16 protein-coding genes and 2 pseudogenes are annotated in these 18,068 nt (G+C 63.3%); 5 read left to right on the plus strand and 13 right to left on the minus strand.

Going from position 1 to position 18,068, the window contains the following annotated elements; all coding sequences use genetic code 11:
* The first annotated feature begins 101 nt into the window (after nucleotides 1-101).
* Together HWX36_RS20875 and HWX36_RS20880 are read left to right on the plus strand one after the other, a co-directional pair.
* Complete coding sequence (locus HWX36_RS20875) at nucleotides 102-1,073, plus strand: ornithine cyclodeaminase family protein (RefSeq protein WP_175954285.1); 972 nt, start codon at nucleotides 102-104, stop codon at nucleotides 1,071-1,073.
* 19 nt (nucleotides 1,074-1,092) lie between these two features.
* Nucleotides 1,093-1,815 carry an HAD family hydrolase gene (locus HWX36_RS20880; protein WP_175954287.1) on the plus strand — a complete coding sequence of 241 codons (723 nt, stop codon included), beginning with the start codon at nucleotides 1,093-1,095 and terminating at the stop codon, nucleotides 1,813-1,815.
* A 201-nt stretch (nucleotides 1,816-2,016) separates the two neighbouring features.
* On the opposite strand, the gene HWX36_RS20885 is transcribed toward HWX36_RS20880, so the two are convergent.
* The 12 genes and pseudogenes from HWX36_RS20885 to HWX36_RS20935 all read right to left on the minus strand — a co-directional run bounded on the left by HWX36_RS20885 (nucleotide 2,017) and on the right by HWX36_RS20935 (nucleotide 14,962).
* Nucleotides 2,017-2,295, minus strand: coding sequence for a hypothetical protein (locus tag HWX36_RS20885; RefSeq protein ID WP_175954289.1), 279 nt, complete (start codon nucleotides 2,293-2,295; stop codon nucleotides 2,017-2,019).
* Between the two features lie 305 nt (nucleotides 2,296-2,600).
* Complete coding sequence (locus HWX36_RS37275; protein ID WP_347879225.1) at nucleotides 2,601-2,816, minus strand: RHS repeat-associated core domain-containing protein; 216 nt, start codon at nucleotides 2,814-2,816, stop codon at nucleotides 2,601-2,603.
* A gap of 21 nt (nucleotides 2,817-2,837) precedes the next feature.
* Nucleotides 2,838-2,938: pseudogene (locus tag HWX36_RS37815) on the minus strand (hypothetical protein); the annotation flags it as partial.
* Nucleotides 2,939-2,980: 42 nt separating this feature from the next.
* Nucleotides 2,981-3,376, minus strand: a complete 396-nt coding sequence (locus HWX36_RS20895; protein ID WP_175954291.1) for a hypothetical protein — start codon at nucleotides 3,374-3,376, stop codon at nucleotides 2,981-2,983.
* Nucleotides 3,373-3,897: pseudogene (locus tag HWX36_RS37280) on the minus strand (RHS repeat-associated core domain-containing protein); the annotation flags it as partial. The gene HWX36_RS20895 and the pseudogene HWX36_RS37280, both read right to left, overlap by 4 nt.
* 44 nt (nucleotides 3,898-3,941) lie before the next feature.
* Nucleotides 3,942-4,277, minus strand: coding sequence for a hypothetical protein (locus HWX36_RS20905; protein ID WP_175954293.1), 336 nt, complete (start codon nucleotides 4,275-4,277; stop codon nucleotides 3,942-3,944).
* Nucleotides 4,277-5,521: an RHS repeat-associated core domain-containing protein gene (locus HWX36_RS20910; protein WP_244136476.1), complete on the minus strand. Its 1,245-nt coding sequence runs from the start codon at nucleotides 5,519-5,521 to the stop codon at nucleotides 4,277-4,279. Before HWX36_RS20910 ends, HWX36_RS20905 begins: the two co-directional genes overlap by 1 nt.
* Nucleotides 5,522-5,614: 93 nt before the next feature.
* Entirely contained in the window at nucleotides 5,615-6,007 is a 393-nt protein-coding gene (locus HWX36_RS20915; RefSeq protein WP_175954295.1) for a hypothetical protein, read from the minus strand.
* Nucleotides 6,008-6,010: 3 nt separating this feature from the next.
* Nucleotides 6,011-10,891 carry an RHS repeat-associated core domain-containing protein gene (locus HWX36_RS20920; protein WP_244136477.1) on the minus strand — a complete coding sequence of 1,627 codons (4,881 nt, stop codon included), beginning with the start codon at nucleotides 10,889-10,891 and terminating at the stop codon, nucleotides 6,011-6,013.
* A 44-nt stretch (nucleotides 10,892-10,935) separates the two neighbouring features.
* Nucleotides 10,936-13,749 carry a type VI secretion system Vgr family protein gene (vgrG, locus tag HWX36_RS20925; RefSeq protein ID WP_175954297.1) on the minus strand — a complete coding sequence of 938 codons (2,814 nt, stop codon included), beginning with the start codon at nucleotides 13,747-13,749 and terminating at the stop codon, nucleotides 10,936-10,938.
* Nucleotides 13,750-13,887: 138 nt separating this feature from the next.
* Nucleotides 13,888-14,505: a glutathione S-transferase family protein gene (locus HWX36_RS20930; protein ID WP_175954299.1), complete on the minus strand. Its 618-nt coding sequence runs from the start codon at nucleotides 14,503-14,505 to the stop codon at nucleotides 13,888-13,890.
* Nucleotides 14,506-14,593: 88 nt separating this feature from the next.
* Nucleotides 14,594-14,962 (minus strand): hypothetical protein, encoded by a 369-nt coding sequence (locus tag HWX36_RS20935; RefSeq protein WP_175954301.1) that lies wholly within the window; start codon nucleotides 14,960-14,962, stop codon nucleotides 14,594-14,596.
* Between the two features lie 81 nt (nucleotides 14,963-15,043).
* On the opposite strand from HWX36_RS20935, the gene HWX36_RS20940 reads away from it, so the two are divergent.
* On the plus strand, nucleotides 15,044-15,508 hold the full coding sequence (locus HWX36_RS20940; protein ID WP_175954303.1) for a MarR family transcriptional regulator: 465 nt from the start codon (nucleotides 15,044-15,046) through the stop codon (nucleotides 15,506-15,508).
* Nucleotides 15,509-15,539: 31 nt separating this feature from the next.
* Here the strand turns inward: HWX36_RS20940 and HWX36_RS20945 are convergent, their stop codons facing one another.
* Complete coding sequence (locus HWX36_RS20945; RefSeq protein ID WP_175954305.1) at nucleotides 15,540-16,133, minus strand: TetR/AcrR family transcriptional regulator; 594 nt, start codon at nucleotides 16,131-16,133, stop codon at nucleotides 15,540-15,542.
* Nucleotides 16,134-16,251: 118 nt separating this feature from the next.
* Between HWX36_RS20945 and HWX36_RS20950 the strand changes: the two genes are divergently transcribed.
* Together HWX36_RS20950 and HWX36_RS20955 are read left to right on the plus strand one after the other, a co-directional pair.
* A complete protein-coding gene (locus HWX36_RS20950) occupies nucleotides 16,252-17,298 on the plus strand; it encodes a saccharopine dehydrogenase NADP-binding domain-containing protein (RefSeq protein ID WP_175954307.1) in 1,047 nt (348 codons plus the stop codon).
* On the plus strand, nucleotides 17,295-18,056 hold the full coding sequence (locus HWX36_RS20955; RefSeq protein ID WP_175954309.1) for an isocitrate lyase/phosphoenolpyruvate mutase family protein: 762 nt from the start codon (nucleotides 17,295-17,297) through the stop codon (nucleotides 18,054-18,056). The genes HWX36_RS20950 and HWX36_RS20955 overlap by 4 nt, the downstream gene beginning before the upstream one ends.
* Nucleotides 18,057-18,068 lie beyond the last annotated feature (12 nt).

Consider the following 18,068-nt stretch of genomic DNA (forward strand, 5'->3'; position numbering starts at 1 on the left):
GTGCGTCCACGCCGCCACGCCGGTTAATTGACTATTTATCCAAATCTGGACAAAATTTACATGATCCCGATTCACCTTGCGCCGAAAGCGCTTGCCTGAACATGCCGACAGACGCCCGACTCCTGCTCCTCGACCGCGATACGGTCGAACCCGCCCTCCAGGCCGCGCAAGTGACGGCGGCGGTTCGCGAAGCCTTCGTGCTGCACAGTCAACGGGCCGGGCGCGTGTTCCCGGTGGTCCGCGAGAAACTGCACACCGGCGGCGTGTTCGGCATCAAGTCGGGCGATGTCGCGAATCAGGATCTGCTCGGTTTCAAGGCGGCCGGATTCTGGCCCGGCAACCGGGCGCTCGGCGGCGAACCGCATCAGGCCACCGTCGCGCTGTTCGACCCGGCCACCGGCCGCCCGCTGTGCATCATGGACGGCAATGCGATCACCACCGCGCGAACCGGTGCCGCCGGCGGCCTCGGGCTGCAACTGCTCGCACGTCGCGACAGCACGCGAATCTGCGTGTTCGGCACCGGCGTGCAGGCGCGCGTGCAGCTCGACTACGCACTCAGGCTGCTGCCGCAACGTTGCGCGGTGCGGTATGTGAACTGCAGCGGCGAGCCGGACCCGGTGTTCGAATCCGCCTTCCGGGAACGATGCGAGATCCGCGTGGCGCGCGACCGGAACGACGCGGTGGCCGATAGCGACGTGGTCATCACGGCAACGCCTGGCGGCGGCCCGCTGTTCGATGCGGATGCGGTTCAGCCGGGCACCCACCTGACCTGCGTGGGCGCCGATACCGCCGGCAAGCGTGAGCTGCCGGCAGGCGTGCTGGAACGCGCGCGCGTCATCGTGGACGATCAGGACCAGGCGCGCAGCATTGGCGAGTGCCAGTGGGCGCCGGATTTGCCAGGCACTGAAATCGGTGACATCCTCGCCGGAACCGCGACGGTCGACCGCGCGCCGCACGAGATCACCGTCTTCGACATGACCGGGCTTGCGCTTCAGGACCTGACCGTCGCACGCTTCCTGTATCGACAGGCCCTCGAAAACGGCACCGGACGCTCCATTCCGTGGCCTTGGTAAACGACCTTTTTCAACCGCCATGCGTCTCGCCAAAGTATCCGCCCTCTCGTTCGACCTGGACGACACCCTGTGGCCGTTCGGGCCTTCCGTCGTACGGGCCGAAGGGGAGCTTCGCACGTGGCTGATCGAGCACGCGCCCGGTACCGAAAGCGTGCTGCCCACGCAGCAGGCGCTGAGCGACTTGCGTGAGGAATACGAACGATTGTGCCCCGATCTCGCCGGCGACTTCCGCGCGATGAGAATCGGTTCGATCCGGCTGGCGCTGGAGCGGGCGAACGAAGATGTCGCGCTCACCGACCGTGCGTATGCAGCCTTCTATGCCGCGCGCAACCGGGTCGAATTCTATGAGGATGCGTTGCCGGCGCTCGCGTGGTTGAGCGCGCGGTTTCCGTTGATCGCGGTGACCAACGGCAACGCGGATCTCCGGCTGACCGGCGGCGGCGAATTCTTCCGTGCGACGCTCAGCGCGCAGGCGTTCGGCGTCGCGAAGCCGGAGCCCGGGATATTTCATGCGGCGGCGGAGGTGCTCGACGTGCGTCCGGCGGAATTGCTGCATGTCGGGGACGACTACCACCTCGATATCGTCGGTGCATTGAATGCGGGGCTTCAGGCGGCGTGGGTAGTGCGCGAACCTCAGCCGGAAGTGGAACGCAAGACGCAGCATGCCGTGTCTGCACACCTTACCCTCCGCGACCTGTCGATGCTGTGTCGCGCGCTCGGGGGGGCCGACAAGCTGTCGTGACAGCATGCGGGCGGAAAGGCGCGTCTTCGCCGACACCTGTACTCCCAACCACATATCACGAAGAGTAACGCTCACGGCACAAAACACGCCCCTCATCGCAGCCACATCACGCCCCAGCCTAATCGGTAGTGAGCCTTTACCGGTGAAGCATTGCAAAATTTCCTCAAGACCGAAGGGCACGACCATCGAACCGAGTGGTACTTACGGCGCCACCCCGTCCTTGACGATTCTTTGTGCCGCTGCCTCGATATGTCTCCTGGAAACACTATCGACGATCACGACCCCAGACATATAAAAGAACCCGTCATCACGGATACTTTCGGCTGCATCCTGAGTGAATCTAGCCATATCGTAAAAATTCAGCTTTACATTGCCTCCCTCGTACAGGACAAGAACACCCTCTAAAAAACCTTTTTCTTCGTGTTCGAATTCAGCAAGCTCATCGTACCAACTGGGGTACTTGATTTCAATTTCTCTCATTTACATCCCTAACCTTTCCTTGATTTTCTCTAGATCATCCTTGCAGTCGTCCTTGACCATGGGATTTGCCGACGTTATTTCAAAGTGTGCGGAATCCTTACCCCGCCGAATTATTTGCAAATTGCCCGGGACGGATTCTGATTCAATCTCGTGGGGAACAACCCCCCTGGATGAACAACTCTCTGGGTTATCGCACACTGACGCACCATGTGTAGGCTGGACCTTGCCATCCCGCACCTTGTACTCGCCCGGCCGCGGTTCAAACGATGGTTTATTCCCGAATTTCGCCCCTCAATAGTATTTCGTCAAACCAAACGGATCGACCCGCCGCACTGGATTAGGCGCATATTGATAGACGTTGATCCAGCCAACCCAATCGGATCCTTGCTAACGAACCGCCCACTATTCGGATCGTAGTACCGGTAACGGTTGTAATGCAGCCCCGTCTCGTCATCGTGATACTGCCCCTGAAACCGGATCGGGTTCGTCGTCTCGTTCCGCTCCGGCACCTCCCCAGCCACACCACTTTCCCCGACTCGTCCAGCAGTTCCTGCGGTGTCCCAAGATGATCGTTCTGGTAGAACAGCGTCGCATGCCGCGTCTTAGCAACTGCAGGCACGGGGCCGCACATCAACGGCAGCATCCCGGTTCAACGAAGATATACTCGCAAATCACTTCGCCACCACTAAACCTTAGTATCAATCCCATCCGGCCCAACATAATTGCTCACTTCGATATTACTTAAATCGAAATCCGGGTCTGGCTCCCTCCCAATCAACACAAAAAACAGATCACGCACAAATCTCTCCTTATCTTCCACCTCATCCAAAGGAATCTCTTGCGGCAGCAACCCCCTCCAATTCGCCTCCCATGAATGCGATGCCAATACGTACTCCAATGCATCAGAAACCATAGATTGGGACACCGGCCAAAACCTCGCAAACCTTGACCTCATTTCCTTGTAAAGTCGATCCAAATCAGGTTTACTATTTATATAAAAATTATCCAAATCATCACCCCCCATAGCATAGAGATAATAATATAATGGCGAAATGTAACTAAAATTAATGACCTTCTTCATAGACTCGGCAACTTTGGAAATGCCGTGACAATATTTCCATCTCGACGAACAACGGTAACCTCTGATGCGCTCAATGTTGTGCCACCTCCCTTGCGATACCCTTCTCCAATAGTTCTCCCCATATCGAACGTTACTGAATTCTCTCCACTCGTGTTCATTTTTACCGTCCCCCGTTGGATGGCATCCAACTGATCCACATTGCTCGTAAACCGCGTCGAATCCGTGGGGCGAGGGCGTTTAGGGCGCGGACAATCGGGCGGAATCCCTATCATGGCCCGATGCGGTTGCTGAACCAGAGTTGTACCTGCACCATGGCGAGAATAGGCGTGGCCTCCACCCTTTGCATCGATATCTTGCAAGATATTGCCCGCACGGCGGTTCGTACGATTCCCTGCTAAACCTAAAGGATCAATCCATTCGGTGCTGTTCGGTGCATATTGATAGACGTTGATGCCGCCGGCGAGCCCGATCGGGTCTTTCGAGACGAACCGTCCGCTACTCGGATCATAGTACCGGTGCCGGTTATAGACGAACGAGGGGCCGCTGACGCGGCCATCTCATTAATTTAAAGGCAATCCGAAACCAACTTAACCAAATCAGCGAATAACGCGTCAAGCTCCATACACAAATACTCTGGACTCCCGTCTAATTTAAAGATATCTCCAGAAATCACTTTTCCTTCTTGATCCGTCAGATCGGCGGTTACCCTATATTTATCACCCAAACCTGTTAGATCAAGTGTTAGATCGATCTCCTTTGGGTAGAAGCTTACGTATGCCGTGCCGCCGAGAGAGTTCTGGTAAAATCCTGAATTCGAAGACTCAATTTTTACCCTCTTTTCAATAGCACATTTTACCCTTGCCACATAGTCTGACAAATAAGATTGGATATCAGTCGCCATCACTTTTCCCCCCGACCGGTGACTGCTCCCAATATACCTTCTGTCAGAGAATGCGTCGAGCCACCTCCTCTGGACTTCGCCCAGTCTGTTAATTTGGAATCGGTCGGATCGTTTATCGGCCGAATGGTCACGTGACCATTCGGCTTATCATGCGTCGCTTGAAGCCCGCACGAACAAAGCTTGCCGACGTCCAGCTCGACATATTTCCCGCTGTCCAATCCCGCTTCCGAAGTGGCTGCCGACAAGCCCGGCTCTTTCCCATCGACTCGGGTCGTGTCTTTTCCTAAGCGCGGAGTCAGGCTATCGGGGGTCCCCGATGCATTTCTAAAGACAGTTCCGCTAGTTAGAACCTTAGGTTCAAAACCGGTCAACCCAAGCGGATCAACCCACCCCGTCGGATTGGGCGCGTATTGATAGACGTTGATGCCACCGGCGAGGCCGATCGGGTCTTTCGAGACGAACCGTCCACTGCCCGGATCATAGTACCGATGCCGGTTATAGTGCAGCCCCGTCTCAGCATCGAAGTACTGGCCCGCGAAGCGGATCGGATTCCGAATCCCCGCCTTCCTCGCCGCCTCGCCGATCGCCTCCTTCGCCTCGCCCCACGCCCGGTAATGCGCGCTCCACGCCAGTGCGCCCGTGCCGTCGCTCAGCTCCTGCGGCGTGCCGATCTGGTCGCAATGATAGTACGCCACCGAGGTCAGCCGCGGTGGCACCTTGTCTCCGCCCGCCATCGGCCCGCTCTCCTGCAGCAGCGGCGTAAAGCTGCCCGGCTCGTACACGTAGTGCGTGGTCATGCGCTGTTCCCACGCCGTCTCGTACGCCAGCGTGTCGCCGTCCCACCCGTACAGCGTCAGCCCATAGCCGTGCGCCTGCTTCAGCCGCTGGCGCTCCATCTGTGCATAGCTGCTGCCCGCCATCGGATGCGCACGCAGCCGTGGCTCGGTCACCTTCGCGATCCGCCGCCCCAGCGCGTCGTACACGTACCGCGCGTCCATCTCCTGAGTACGCGCCGACACCATCCGGTTGAAGCTGTCCCAGCCGAACACCGTCTTCGTGCTATGGGTGGTGCGTTCGCATAGGTTGCCCCGCTCATCGTACGCGTAATGCGTGCCCGCGTAGTCCTTCAGCAGGTTGTCGAGCAGCGCCGGCTGCCGGTTGACCGCATCCAGGCCACGGTCGTCCCGCTCGGTGGTCTTCAGCAGGTTGCCGGCCGGATCGAACGCAAACGTCTCGACGCCCAACGACGACTGCGCGCGTGTGAGCCGTCCCACCGGAGTACAAGCTGGTTGCACGTGCAACAGGTGCAACGGTGCAACAGCCTTACGCAGCAACTATCAAATCTTCAACCTCTTTTTAGCCGCCTCTGCGACTATCTCATCGTCGTCAGAAGCAAGGCGGGCCAATATATCTTCTGGCACCTTTGCATTACAGGCAATCCTATGCCTGACACTGGCATCGGAATCACATGCCAAGCGCTCAAAAATAGGACGACTGATCCTTCGTTTTGTCGCCACATCCCAACGAACTTCGTTGTCTTCACTTAACGACAGGCGTTCCAATACGTTCATTGAGATTGTGTTATTGAAAGCGACTTGACGAGAAAGTTCGGGGTACTTTGATAGAACCTCGAACCATACATCGTCGGATGCCGAATCATGAATTTTTGCAAATTCTTCCTCGCTGTCGCTTTCAGCATATCGCTTGAATTCATCGGCGCTATAGATCATCAGTCACCCCCCTTTGGCATCCCGGCATTTCATGTTCTTCATTGACATTGATTTGCCAGTTTCGCCTTTGTGCTTTCCCATGTAATCGCCGTAGATATCAGCATCTTGCTTATGGACGAGATCGTTACCTACCTGCGCCATCACCTTCCACGCTGAGCCGCCATGCCCCTCTGTATCGGCAGACCACCACAACTCGGTATCAGGGTCGCGGTAATACTTGACACTTGTCCCGTTCAGCCTCCCTTCGCAAATTCGATCAACCCGATTGACTTCCCACTCTTTCCTGCAGGGACATTTCGCGTTCTGATTCGGCTTGCTTGATGCTGGCTTTCTACCTACTCCGCCAGGCATTTTTGCCAGGCCCAAAGAATCAACCCACTCAACCGGATTGGCCGCGTACTGATAGACGTTGATCCCGCCAGCGAGCCCAATCGGGTCTTTAGATACGAACCGTCCGCTGCCCGGATCATAGTACCGATACCGGTTGTAGTGCAGCCCCGTCTCGTCATCGTGATACTGCCCTTGAAACCGGATCGGGTTCGTCGCCTCGTTCCGCTCCGGCACCTCCCGCCACACCGTCTTCTCGCCGCCCCACGCCCGATACCGCCCCAGCCACACCACCTTCCCCGACTCGTCCAGCAGTTCCTGCGGCGTCCCGAGATGATCGTTCTGGTAGAACAGCGTCGCATGCCGCGTCTTCGCCGGCACCTGCACGAACCGCCCGTCCGTGCCTGTCGCAATAAACGCCGCCTCCACCAGCGTCTCGTCCAGCCGCGCCAGCGGCACGAACGTGCCCGGTTCGTGCATATACAGCGACGCACCCTGCCACTGGTACCGCTCGCCGAACGTATGCATCCGCTGCGCCACCGGCACCGAGCACGCATCGTCCGGATCCTCCCGCACCACCTGCGTCGGACGATGCGTCGCCCGCTCGCGCTCGCCCGGCTGCAGCGGCGGGATATGGAACCGCTCCTCCATCAGCAGCACATCGCCGTCCCACGTGAACACCGTCCGATCGATGCTGCCGTCCTTTCTCCCCACGTCCTTCAACCTGCGACGGCCGAACGCGTCATAGGCGAAGCTCACGCGCAAGTCCGGCCGCACCGTACCCGGCTCGGAGGCCCAGCCGCCCGCTTCGTACTCGCCCCGCCCGATCTCGTTCTCCACCGGCGGCTTCGCGTAGCGATCGGCCCGTCTGAGCCGGTGCGCCGCGTCGTAGTCGTACAGCCACGTCACCCCGCCCGGCTCCGTCTTCCGCACCAGATTGCCGTGCGCGTCGTGTTCATAGCGTGTGCGATTCAGCTCCTTCAGCACATTGCCGATGCACTTCGGCAGCGACTTTTCCCAATTGGTCAGTGCGTTGAACTCGTCGGCCATCTGCAGGCGCCGCGCGACCTGCTCCGGCGACATCCGTTCGCCCGGGTGCGCGTCCTGCCACGCCTGATCCTGCGCAATATGACGCCGCATCCGCGCCGTCACCGACTCGATCGTTTCGTCGCTCGGGCGCGGCGGGATCTTCTCCGGATCCACCGGGTTGCCCGCCGGGTCGAACGCAAACACTTCCTTCAGGTCCGGCGTGGTCGCCTTCAGCAAGCGCCCGGTCGGGTCGTACGTGTAGTCCGTGACGCCGCGCGTGCGATCCTCGATGCGCGTCAGTTGGCCCACGGCGTCGTAGCTCAGTTGCCGGCTGGCGATCCAGTCGGCCGGCCGCGCGTAGGTCTCGCGGCGCACGATCATCCGCTTCAGCCGCCCGACCGGATCGTATTCGCGCGTCTGCTCGAAGCTGCGGTATCGGCGAATCGTTTCGCGATGCAGCGCATCGCGCTCGACATCCACCAGCGGCTGGCCATCCAGCAGCACCCCGTGCAGGTGGCCAGAGCCGTAGCGCAGCCAGTCGATCGTGCGCGTGTTCGGCAGTTGCGTGCGGATCCGGTTGCCGAGTGCGTCGTATTCGTGCCGGGTCACCGCCGTATAGGTGCCGTCGGTACCCGGGTAAATCGTCTGTTCTTCGGCGATCAGGTTGTCGGCATCGTCGTAGTGCAGGTACACGCGGCTGCCGTGACCCTGTGCGGTCGTCAGGCGGCCGCGGGCGTCGTAATAAAAGCGCTCGGTCACGTGGCCGCGACCGCCCGCGCCCTTCGTCTCCCGACACGTCAATCGACCGAGCGGGTCACGTGCGTAGGTCGTCTCGATGTCACCCACCTGCGAGCCGCTCAGTTGCCCCGCGTCATCCCACACGTAACGGGTCGTACTGTCGTCGAAATCCGTCTGTTCGACGAGGCGCCCCAGCCGGTCGTAGCCGAACCGCGTCCGGTCGCCGTTCTCGTTGGTCAGCGTCTCCAGCCGCCATTGCCGGTCGTATCCGTATGCCAGTTCCCGGCCCGCGGCATCCTTGCGCCAGGTCGGCTGTCCGCGCGCGTTGAACGTGTATTCGGTGACCTGGCCCGCGCCGTCGCGGTACGTGCGCAGGTTGCCTTCGCCGTCCCACGTGAAGCGCTCCTCGGAGCCGTCCGGATGCGTGACGCCGACGATCTGCCCGCGCGCATCGCAACGGTACAGCGTCACGTGACCGGCGGCATCGGTGACCCGCGACGGGTGGCCGCGTTCGTCATAGCCATAATGCGTCGTGTGACCGGAACAGTCGGTCGCCTCGGCCAGCCGCCCGCCGTGGTCGTAACGGAAGCGCTTCACGCCGCCCTTCGGGTCGGTCAGCGACAGCAACTCGCCCCGGACGCCCCATGCGTAGCGGGTGGTGCGGCCTGAGGCGTCCGTCACCGAGATCGGTCGACCCAGTTCGTCATAGGCCGTTTGCGTGACGCGCCCGTCCGGGGTAGTCACCTTGATCGGCAACCCGTTCTCGTCATAGTCGGTACGCGTGGTATTGCCGAGCGCATCGGTTTCGGCCGTCAGCCGCCCCTGTTCGTCGTAGGCGAATCGCTGCGTATGGCCCAGTGCGTTCTTCGTGCCGACCAGACGATTGTGTTCGTCCCATTCGTAAGTTTCGGTCGAGCCGTCCGCGTGTTCGACCAGCACGATCCGGTTGTGGAAGTCGTAACGATGGATCGTGGCGTGGCCATCCGCATCGGTGACCTTGGTGTACCAGTGGTCGCGGTGATACTCGAAGTGCGTGTCGTCCTGGACATGCTGGCCTTCGTTGCCGTGCCACGTGCGGACGCATCGAGCGTCGGCCGGCGCCGGCACGCCCTCGCGCCGCCCCGGCCAGTCCCATGTCAGGTTCGCGGGGTGGCCGTTGAAATCCGTATAGCGCGTGAGCAGGTGCTGCTCGTACGCATACGTGCGCCGGAAGCCGAGCATGTCGATGTGGCCGCTCAGGTCGCCTTCGGCGCTGTACGTGTAGTGCGCCAGGGCCTCGTTGGCAAGACCCGGCACGCCCGCGCGGTAGATCGCCGAGACGCGGCCGTCGACGTAATCGATACGGATCGCATTTGCCGCGCCGTCGCTGATTGCGGCGAGTTCGCCGGCCGCGTTGTAGGTGACGGTCAGGCCGAGGCCATCGCGGTTCGTGCGGGCGATGAGGCGATAGCGAGCATGCGTCACCGGACCGTGCAACTCATAACGTTCATGCGAGCCATCGGGGTACGTCAGCAGTACATGTCGTCCGTCCGGACGCTTCACGGTGAACTGTTCGGTCGGCACCTCGACCGATTCGCCGACCGCCACCGGCGGCAGCGGCACCGCTCGGTTGTCGGGGTCGAAGAACGTCAACGCACCGTCACGCTCTTCCAGCGACAGGTGATACGCGCTACTCCAGCGCGCGCCGAGTGGGCTCGCATCGTAGGCGGCGAGGCTCGACCGGTAGCGTCGGGTCCACACGATCGGCACGATACCGTCGAGCACGAAGTCCGTCTGCTCGAGGTTCTCGTCGCCCATCGCGTAGTTGACCGGCTTGCTGCTGCCCGTCTTCGGGCACCCGCAGCCGTCCTTTGCCGGCAGTGTGCTCGGCTCCGCTCCTTTCTGCGTCGAATCGCGGTGCTCGCCCGGCTTCCGGTGCGGCTCGCGCATCGTGCCCGGCACGGCCTGCGCCACATGCGACGGAATCCTGCGCGCCTTGCGAGCCTTGATCTCCGCGGTGATCTGCGCGGCCATGAACAGCAGGCTGCCGGCTTCCTCCACGTTGCCGAATGCCCGGTCGAGCATCGGTTCCGTATCGCGATCGAACGCGTCCAGCCACGCGACGATCGCATCGCGCTGCCCCGACACCTTGAGCAACTGGTCGATGCCGATCAGCGCGATCTCCTCCGACGACGGCACCCACGACAGGAAGCCCGTGTTCTTCCTGATCCGCCCCATCTGTTCGGCAGTCGACACGGGATTGAGCACGAAGCGGCGCACCGTGCGCGATGCGTCGCGCACGCCTTGAACGATGCTGGCTTTCCACTTCCGTAGATGCGTATCGAGCTCCGCCATGAACGCGAGCACGTCGCCGCCGGCCGTCGCCCAGAACAGATCGACCAGCACCGCCGCGCCGGCGCCCTTCGCGAACGCGAGCAGCACTTCCTTGACGACCGCGCGTGCCGGCCGCGTGGCGTTGCCCGCGGCCGGCACGACCCCGATCGCGTCGATCGCGAGGATCCCCCAATTGAGCACCTTCTTCGTGCCGCCCGGCTCGCTGCAAATGCGGTAAATGTCGATGCCGACGTCGTACAGCGACATCGCGTTGCCGACGAACGGCACCATGTAGAGGCACTGCACGAAGATCTCGAGGCCGGGGTTCTTGACCGACTCGGTGCCGGCGGCGACCAGCTTCGGCGATGTTCCCGGCGCGGGAACCGGACTGACGATGACACGCCGGGCTTCGGCGTTCTGCCGGATCGCCTGCGGGATCGGGCGCTGAGGCGTGGAGGGGGCTGTAGTTCCGGCCATAAGTTGTTATCTGTTTCGAACGGGAAGCGGACGCGACGCGCGAATCAGCGCGACACGGTGGTTTTGACGAGGCCCGGCGCAACATCCGGTATCGCTGCCGTGGCGCGATTGGCGGTGGCATTCGCAACCGGCTGGGCAACGCTGTCGAGTGCGGATCGAGCGAGCGCGGCGGCATCGCCTGGCGCGCCACTTGCCGCGACGCCCAATGCCGCCGACTGAACGGAAACCGCGGACTGCAGCGCCTGCAAGACTGTTCCGGCTCCCGGTATTGCCGCCGCCATCGCCGCGCCGACGAGACTGGGCACGGCCTGACCCGCATCGCCACTCGCAGCCGGAAATGCCGGCATCCCGTTCGGGTCGCCCCACTTGCGCGCAGCATCCTGAAGATCGTGGTCTTCCTCGCGATACTCGACCGAGCCGCCGCCGCGCGGCGCATTCGCCACCGTGCCCCGGCCATTGGCATCCAGCAGCCCCTCTCGCCACGACCCGTCCGGAAACGTCACGCGATACGGTGCATTCCTGACCGGCTCGCCATTCGGATACGCATGCCAAAGCTGCATGCCGGTTTGCTCCTGTTCGGGCATCAGCGGCAGCGCCTGTCGTCGCGTCGCGGCCGGCTCGATGCTCAGCGGCCCCTTCACCTGGATTTCGCTCGCGCTGCCGATCTCCACCCGCCCGCCCGCGAGCCGGATATAGGCTCCGCCGCACATCAGCGTCAGCGCCTTCTGTGCATTCAGCGTCACGGCGTCCGACGTGCTCGCGATCGTCACACCCTTCAGCGCCGTGAGTTCGAGCGCATCCGTTTGCGCCTGCACGTCGACCTTGCCCGCGCCCGCGTACAGCTTCATTCCCTGCGCGTTCGCATACATCGACACCGCGTTTCCGGCAGCGACCGTGTAGTTGCCGCCGATCGCTGCATCCGCATTGCCGCCGGTTGTCGTGAAAAGATGTCCGCCGGCCGCCAGTTGCAGATGCTCGCCACTGGTGATCGCGACGCCGTGCGGCGCGGATGCGAGCAGCACGGCCGCTTCGAGATCCTTGATCCGCGATTCGAGCAATGCCTGCTGCGCGTCGCATGCGGCCACCGTCGCCCGGGCCTTCTCGACCGCGTCGGCCAGACTGCGCATGCGTGACCGGGCCGCGTCGAGTTGCTGGCGGGCCACCGTCATGTCGAAGGCCTTTCCGCGCGCATTCGACTGGGCGTCGGCCGTCAGGAACAGCCCCTTGCCGGCACGCACGACACCACGTTCGTCGGTTCGGACCTCGAACCCTTCGCCACGCGTCTCCTTCCGGTTGTCGACGAGATGCCCGAGATTGACCTGTGTCTTGCCGCCATAATCGGTCGACAGCTTGATGCCTTCTCGTCCCGTCCGGTCCTCGAAACGAAGCTTGTTGTTCGCTCGCGTGCGAATCACATTGCGTGTATTGAAGCCGTCCCGGCTCGTCACCAGGTCGACCGCCTGACTGTCGTGATGCGCATGCGCGATATACGGACGGTTAGGATTCCCGCCGGCAAATGCAATGGCCACCTCGGTATCAGCCAGCAGCGGAAAGTGGAACCCGGTCTGGTTGCCGCCCGCGAACGGCTTGGCGAGCCGCAACGGCACGCTTTCGCCGCCAACCGGCCATTCGTCGAAGTCGAAATCGAAACGGACGGTGTAGCGACCGTCGTTCGTCAAATGCGCATACGGCGATGCATCGGGCGTCGTGACGCGCGCCGACAACGTGCCCGCAATCGTCGGCCACCGTCGCTCGTCGCACTTCAGGCGGAACGGCCGGCCGCACGGAATCGCCTTGAACGTGTTGATGTACGACGCATCACGCCCGCCTGCGTGACGCACGGAAACGATGACGATCCCGTGCGGCGCATCGGCCGGCCTCTCGTCGAGCTTCGCGACGAGCCCCGGCGCGAAATCCACCACCGAACTCCTCCCGGAATATACGACCTGCCAGGCAACCGCGGCCTCGTGACGCAACTGCGCTTCGTATCGGGCTTCGTCGCCGTCCAGATGGTGTGTGCCGAACACATAACGCCGCCCCCACGTGGTCGAATCATCGCGAGCGATATTCGCTTCGGCGTTGAAGCGGTCGTAGGCTTTTTCGGGGTTGTAATCGGCGACCTTGACCGACTGCGGAATGGTTTCGCTCAGCGACTCGAGCGACAGCACCGCCTCGTGGCCCGTTTCGAGACCGCTCGCCTCTCGGTACGGAATGACGACATCCGGACGATACATATAGGCATCGATGTCGTCGCCGAAATGCAGTTCGTCGCCATGCTGTCCCGCACGGAAGAAGCAGAACAGGCCCGCCTGCTCCATCAGCAGGCGGACGTAGTCCCAGTCGGACATCCGGTATTGCATGCGGAATGCGAGACGCGGATAGGCGCGCCGCAGCTTGAACGAAAACTGGTGGGAGCGGAATTCGTGCCGCCGCAGGATCGACTCGACGATCTCCGGCACGGACTGCTGCTGATAGATGCGCGACGCCTCGGTCAAACGCAGGCGCGCGACGAACGGTTCGACGACGATGCGATACGACACGAAATCGCGCGTCTTGCGTACCTGTCCGAATGCCGTGATACAGCCCGCGAAGGTACGGACGCCATCGGCGCCGCCGCCGATTCCCGCCGGCTCGATCGTGAAGGTTGCGGGGCGATTGAGATAGTCGGTGCGCGCGAGCGAATCCGGGCTCGTCAGCGTCAGCTCGATTCTGTAGGGCTCGCCGAATTGCTCGTCGAGCACGAACGACATGATCGACAAGTCCCGTGCCCGAGGCGCGCCCGGCACCTCCAGGAAATACGACTGACGACCGGTGATCCACTGCGCGAACGCACCTTGCACTCCTCGTTCCTGGGCCATGATTTCCCCTCAGCAACCGTCTTTTTTCTCGGAAGCTCAAGGGATAACGGATGGCCGCGTTCGCGTCCAGCGAACGGCAACGGTCTGAAACAATGTTCGTGGTCGATCACGCCGTTTGGCATGACCGACCACCGCGCGTCACGCCGCCTTGCGCGCGTCCGCGATCCGCTGCGGCGCTTTCGGCCGCGCATACAGCCGTTCGAGATACGCCCGCAAATTCGGAAACGATTCGATCAGGTTGCACTCGCCCGCCCAGTCGATCAGGTAAGCCGTCACGCAATCGGCGACCGTCAACGTATCGCCGACGATGAACTCGCGCCCTTCGAGATGCTTGTCGAGAATCTCGGCCATCGTCTTGAAATCCTCGCGCGCCAGTTCGATGTCGGCCGGCGAGCGCTTCTCCGGCGGATAGATGAACGAATGCCGCGTGATCCGCCACAGCGGCTGCTCGAGCTCCGTCACCGCGAACATGACCCACCGGTAGGCCTCGGCCCGCCGCGCCGGATCGGCCGGCAGCAGCGCCTTCTCCGGGTACTTGTCCGCGAGATACAGCACGATCGCGGCCGATTCGGGAATCACGAGGTCGCCGTCCACCAGCACGGGCACCTTGCCGGCCGGATTGAGGCGCAGGAATTCGGGCCGCTTGTGCTCGCCCTGAAGCAGGTTCACCGAGATGAACTCGAAATCGGCATCCAGTTCCTTCAGCCCCCACAGCGCGCGTTGCGAGCGGGTGCCGGCAAATCCGTAAAGCTTCATCGCCAGTCTCCATCCAGAATGTCGGGAAAACGTCCGCATGCCGGCCACCGCGCATCGCCGATACGCGGCGCCTGGCCTCGCGCGTCGTTCACGCGCCGGGAATCGCCAGCACCGGCATCACGTCGATCGCCACGCCCGGGAACAGCGTGAAATGCGGATGGCCTTCGAACAGCGCGGCCGCCGCGTCGTGCGACGCGGCCCGCACGACGGTAAAGCCGCTCATCGCGTTCGCCGTGTCCTTGACGCCGGCCGCATCGATGGTCTTCGTCTTGCCGAGCGGCCCGCCCATCTCGACGATCGCGTCGCGATGCCGGTCGACCCATGCGTGCCATGCGGCGATGCCGTCACGCTCGCGCGTGCGCCGCGCCTCTTCCGGCAGCGCCATCCAGGCCTTCATGGCCGGACTCTCCTTGCCTCCGAGAAACACCGCGAGATACAACTGCTGTTGAGCACTCATGCTGCCTCCTCCGGTGACGGACGCGACGGGCTGCCGCGCCTCGACCTTGACACGATAGGTTGATATCAACACAATTGCAACATGGCACGAAAAGAAAAGCTCCCTTTCGAAACGACGCTGATGGTGCGCGATTGCTGCCTGTGCCTGCACATGCAGCGCGCGGCGCGCAATCTTGCGCGGATCTTCGACGATGCGCTGCGCCCGCTGGATCTCACCAACGGCCAGTTTTCGCTGCTGATGTCGCTGAACCGGCCGCAGCCGGCGCCGATGAAATCGGTCGCGTCGCTGCTCGCGATGGACCGCACCACGCTCACGGCCGCGCTCAAGCCGCTCGAGCGGCGCGGCCTGGTCACGATCCTCCAGGATCCGGACGACGGGCGCAGCCGCCTGCTCGAACTGACGCCGGCCGGCCAGCACCTGCTGGCCGAAGCGTTTCCGCTGTGGCAGCAGACGCATGCCGAGATCGAACGGCCGTTCGCACCGGGGGAAGTCGATCAGTTGCGCGGCCAGTTGCGCGCGCTGGCGGCCGACCCGGCGCGCGACTGAACCGGCGCGCGGTTCGCGGCGGCGGCAGCGCTTACTTGCGGCCCTTCTTCGGCAACAGCAGGTGCGCGAATGCCTGCAGGAAGGCCACGGGCCCGTGCGCATGCAGCGCCTGCCCGCTGCTCAGCGCACCGTCGATGACGGTCGCGAGCCGCAATGCGAAAGTTTCCGGTTCGTCGACGCCGATCGCCCCCGCCAGCTCGGTCAGCCGGCGCCGCAGCTCCTGCTTGTGCGCGACGGCCACCTTGCGGGCCGGATGGTTGCCGTCCGCGTATTCGGCGGCAATGTTGATCTGCGGACAGCCACGATAGCCGGGGCGCGCAATGCGTTCGCCGATCCATTGCAGTTGCGCGTCCAGTTCCTCGCGCGGGGTGCGCCGGTACTGCGCGGCCACCGCATCCCAATGCGCCCAGAAATCGGCGTCCTCACGCAGCAAGAACGCTTCGATCAGGTCGTCCTTCGTCGCGAAGTGACGATAGAGGCTCGTCTTCGCCACACCTGCCTGCGCGACGATCAGGTCCACGCCGACCGCGCGCGTCCCCTCCCGGTAGAACAGCTCGCTGGCCGTTTGGAGAATGCGTTCGCGCGTATCGGGCGCGTTCCCTGGTATGCCTGTGTCCTTTTTCATCCCGACCCGGCCTGGCTGGCCACCCACTTCCGCAACAGTGATCCGATCATAGCACCGCGGGCTTGACGACGCTACAGGTCTGTACTATAAAACATACCGTTCTGTATCGGAGTTGATCATGGATGATCGAATGACGGTTGCAGTCTATGGCGCCACGGGTCACACCGGGCGGTTTGTCGTCGCCGAGCTGGCGCGGCGCGGCCTGCGCGCGATTCGCATCGGGCGCGATGCCGCGCGGCTCGCGGAAGACGGCGGCGACGCGACGCTCGTGCGCGTCGCCGCGATCGACGATCCGGCCGCGCTCGACGCCGCATTGCGCGGCGCGGATGCGGTGATCAACTGCGCGGGGCCGTACCTCGATACCGCGCTGCCGCTGGCCGATGCCGCGCTGCGGGCCGGCCTCCCCTATCTCGACCTGACGGCCGAGCAGCCGTCGGTGCTGGCGCTCACCGAACACTGCGATGCGCGGGCGCGCGCCGCCGGCGTGACCATCGTGCCGGCCGCGGCGTTCTACGGCGGCCTGGCCGACCTGCTCGTCACGGCCGTCGTGGACCAGCACCAGCCGATCGAGCGCGTCGATATCGCGACCGGGCTCGACCGCTGGCACCCGACGCGCGGCACGCGCGTGACGGGCGAACGCAATCGCGCGGTGCGTCTCGTGCTGAAGGACGGCAAGCCGACGCAGGTGCCGTCGACCGCACTCGAACGCGCATGGCCGTTCCCGCCGCCGATCGGCCGCGTCGACGTGACATTGCTGCCGTTTTCCGAAGTGATGACACTATCGCGTCACCTGCGTATCGATACGATCGAATCGTGGCTCGCGACCCTTGCGCTGCGCGACGTGCGCGATGCCGCCACGCCGCCGCCCGAGCCGGCCGACGCGCTGGGACGCTCGGCGCAGCGGTTCGCGATGGACGCGATCGTCGTGCAGGGCGGCACGACGCACCGCGCGACGGCGTCCGGGCAGGACATCTACGCGGTCAGCGCACCGATCATCGTCGAGGCAGCCGTGCGCCTGATCGCGGGCAATACCGCGGTGTCGGGCGGCGTGCGCAGTCTCGGCGAGCTGTTCGACGCGCGCGATTTTCTCGCGGCGCTCGATACGGTGGCAGTATCGTTCGGCACGACGACCGACCCCGTTTTCCACAAGGAGACACAAGCATGAGCAGCAATGAGAAGGGCGCGTATTTCCGTTCGCTTCACCGCGCAGGCCAGCCGCTGGCGCTGTTCAACGTGTGGGACGCCGGCAGCGCGCGCATGGCGGCCGACGCGGGTGCCGTCGCGCTGGCAACCGGCAGCTGGTCGGTTGCGGCGGCCAACGGTTTCGTCGACGGCGAGCAGATGCCGCGCGCGCTGATGATGGAAGTGCTCGAGCGGATCACGCGCGCGACCGACCTGCCCGTCACCGTCGATCTCGAAAGCGGGTACGGCGAGCGGCCGGAGGATGTGGCCGAGACGATCGCGCTCAGCATCCAAGCCGGTGCGATCGGCTGCAACCTCGAGGACAGCTTCCCGGCGACGGGCGAATTGCGTGACGTCGATGCCGCGGCGGCCCGTCTCGCGGCCGCACGGCAGGCTGCGGATCGCGCGGGCGCCGACTACTTCATCAACGCGCGTACCGACGTGTTCTTCAAGGCGCCGGCCGACTCGCACGACGAACGCCTGCTCGACGCCACGCTGGCCCGCGCACGCGCGTATGCCGCGGCCGGCGCCGATGGCCTGTTCGTACCGGGCCTGCGCTCGCCGGCGCTCATCCGCGCGCTGACGGCCGCCTCGCCGCTACCGGTGAACGTGATGCGCGTCACGGAGACGCCGACGCTCGCCGAATTCGCGGAATACGGCGTGGCCCGCATCAGCCACGGGCCGTATCCGTACCTGCAGGCGATGAAGACGCTGGCGGAGATGGTCAGGCAAGGCGGCTAGCCGCTTCGCGGA

The organism is Burkholderia sp. BCC0405, from assembly GCF_902833075.1.
Taxonomy (GTDB): Bacteria; Pseudomonadota; Gammaproteobacteria; order Burkholderiales; family Burkholderiaceae; genus Burkholderia.

Excerpts from the sequence above, each read along its gene's own strand:
- HWX36_RS20875 (WP_175954285.1), top strand. The coding sequence starts at position 102 with ATGCCGACAGACGCCCGACTCCTGCTCCTCGACCGCGATACGGTCGAA.
- HWX36_RS20880 (WP_175954287.1), top strand. The coding sequence starts at position 1,093 with ATGCGTCTCGCCAAAGTATCCGCCCTCTCGTTCGACCTGGACGACACC.
- HWX36_RS20885 (WP_175954289.1), bottom strand. The coding sequence starts at position 2,295 with ATGAGAGAAATTGAAATCAAGTACCCCAGTTGGTACGATGAGCTTGCT.
- HWX36_RS20895 (WP_175954291.1), bottom strand. The coding sequence starts at position 3,376 with ATGAAGAAGGTCATTAATTTTAGTTACATTTCGCCATTATATTATTAT.
- HWX36_RS20905 (WP_175954293.1), bottom strand. The coding sequence starts at position 4,277 with ATGGCGACTGATATCCAATCTTATTTGTCAGACTATGTGGCAAGGGTA.
- HWX36_RS20915 (WP_175954295.1), bottom strand. The coding sequence starts at position 6,007 with ATGATCTATAGCGCCGATGAATTCAAGCGATATGCTGAAAGCGACAGC.
- HWX36_RS20920 (WP_244136477.1), bottom strand. The coding sequence starts at position 10,891 with ATGGCCGGAACTACAGCCCCCTCCACGCCTCAGCGCCCGATCCCGCAG.
- vgrG (WP_175954297.1), bottom strand. The coding sequence starts at position 13,749 with ATGGCCCAGGAACGAGGAGTGCAAGGTGCGTTCGCGCAGTGGATCACC.
- HWX36_RS20930 (WP_175954299.1), bottom strand. The coding sequence starts at position 14,505 with ATGAAGCTTTACGGATTTGCCGGCACCCGCTCGCAACGCGCGCTGTGG.
- HWX36_RS20935 (WP_175954301.1), bottom strand. The coding sequence starts at position 14,962 with ATGAGTGCTCAACAGCAGTTGTATCTCGCGGTGTTTCTCGGAGGCAAG.
- HWX36_RS20940 (WP_175954303.1), top strand. The coding sequence starts at position 15,044 with ATGGCACGAAAAGAAAAGCTCCCTTTCGAAACGACGCTGATGGTGCGC.
- HWX36_RS20945 (WP_175954305.1), bottom strand. The coding sequence starts at position 16,133 with ATGAAAAAGGACACAGGCATACCAGGGAACGCGCCCGATACGCGCGAA.
- HWX36_RS20950 (WP_175954307.1), top strand. The coding sequence starts at position 16,252 with ATGGATGATCGAATGACGGTTGCAGTCTATGGCGCCACGGGTCACACC.
- HWX36_RS20955 (WP_175954309.1), top strand. The coding sequence starts at position 17,295 with ATGAGCAGCAATGAGAAGGGCGCGTATTTCCGTTCGCTTCACCGCGCA.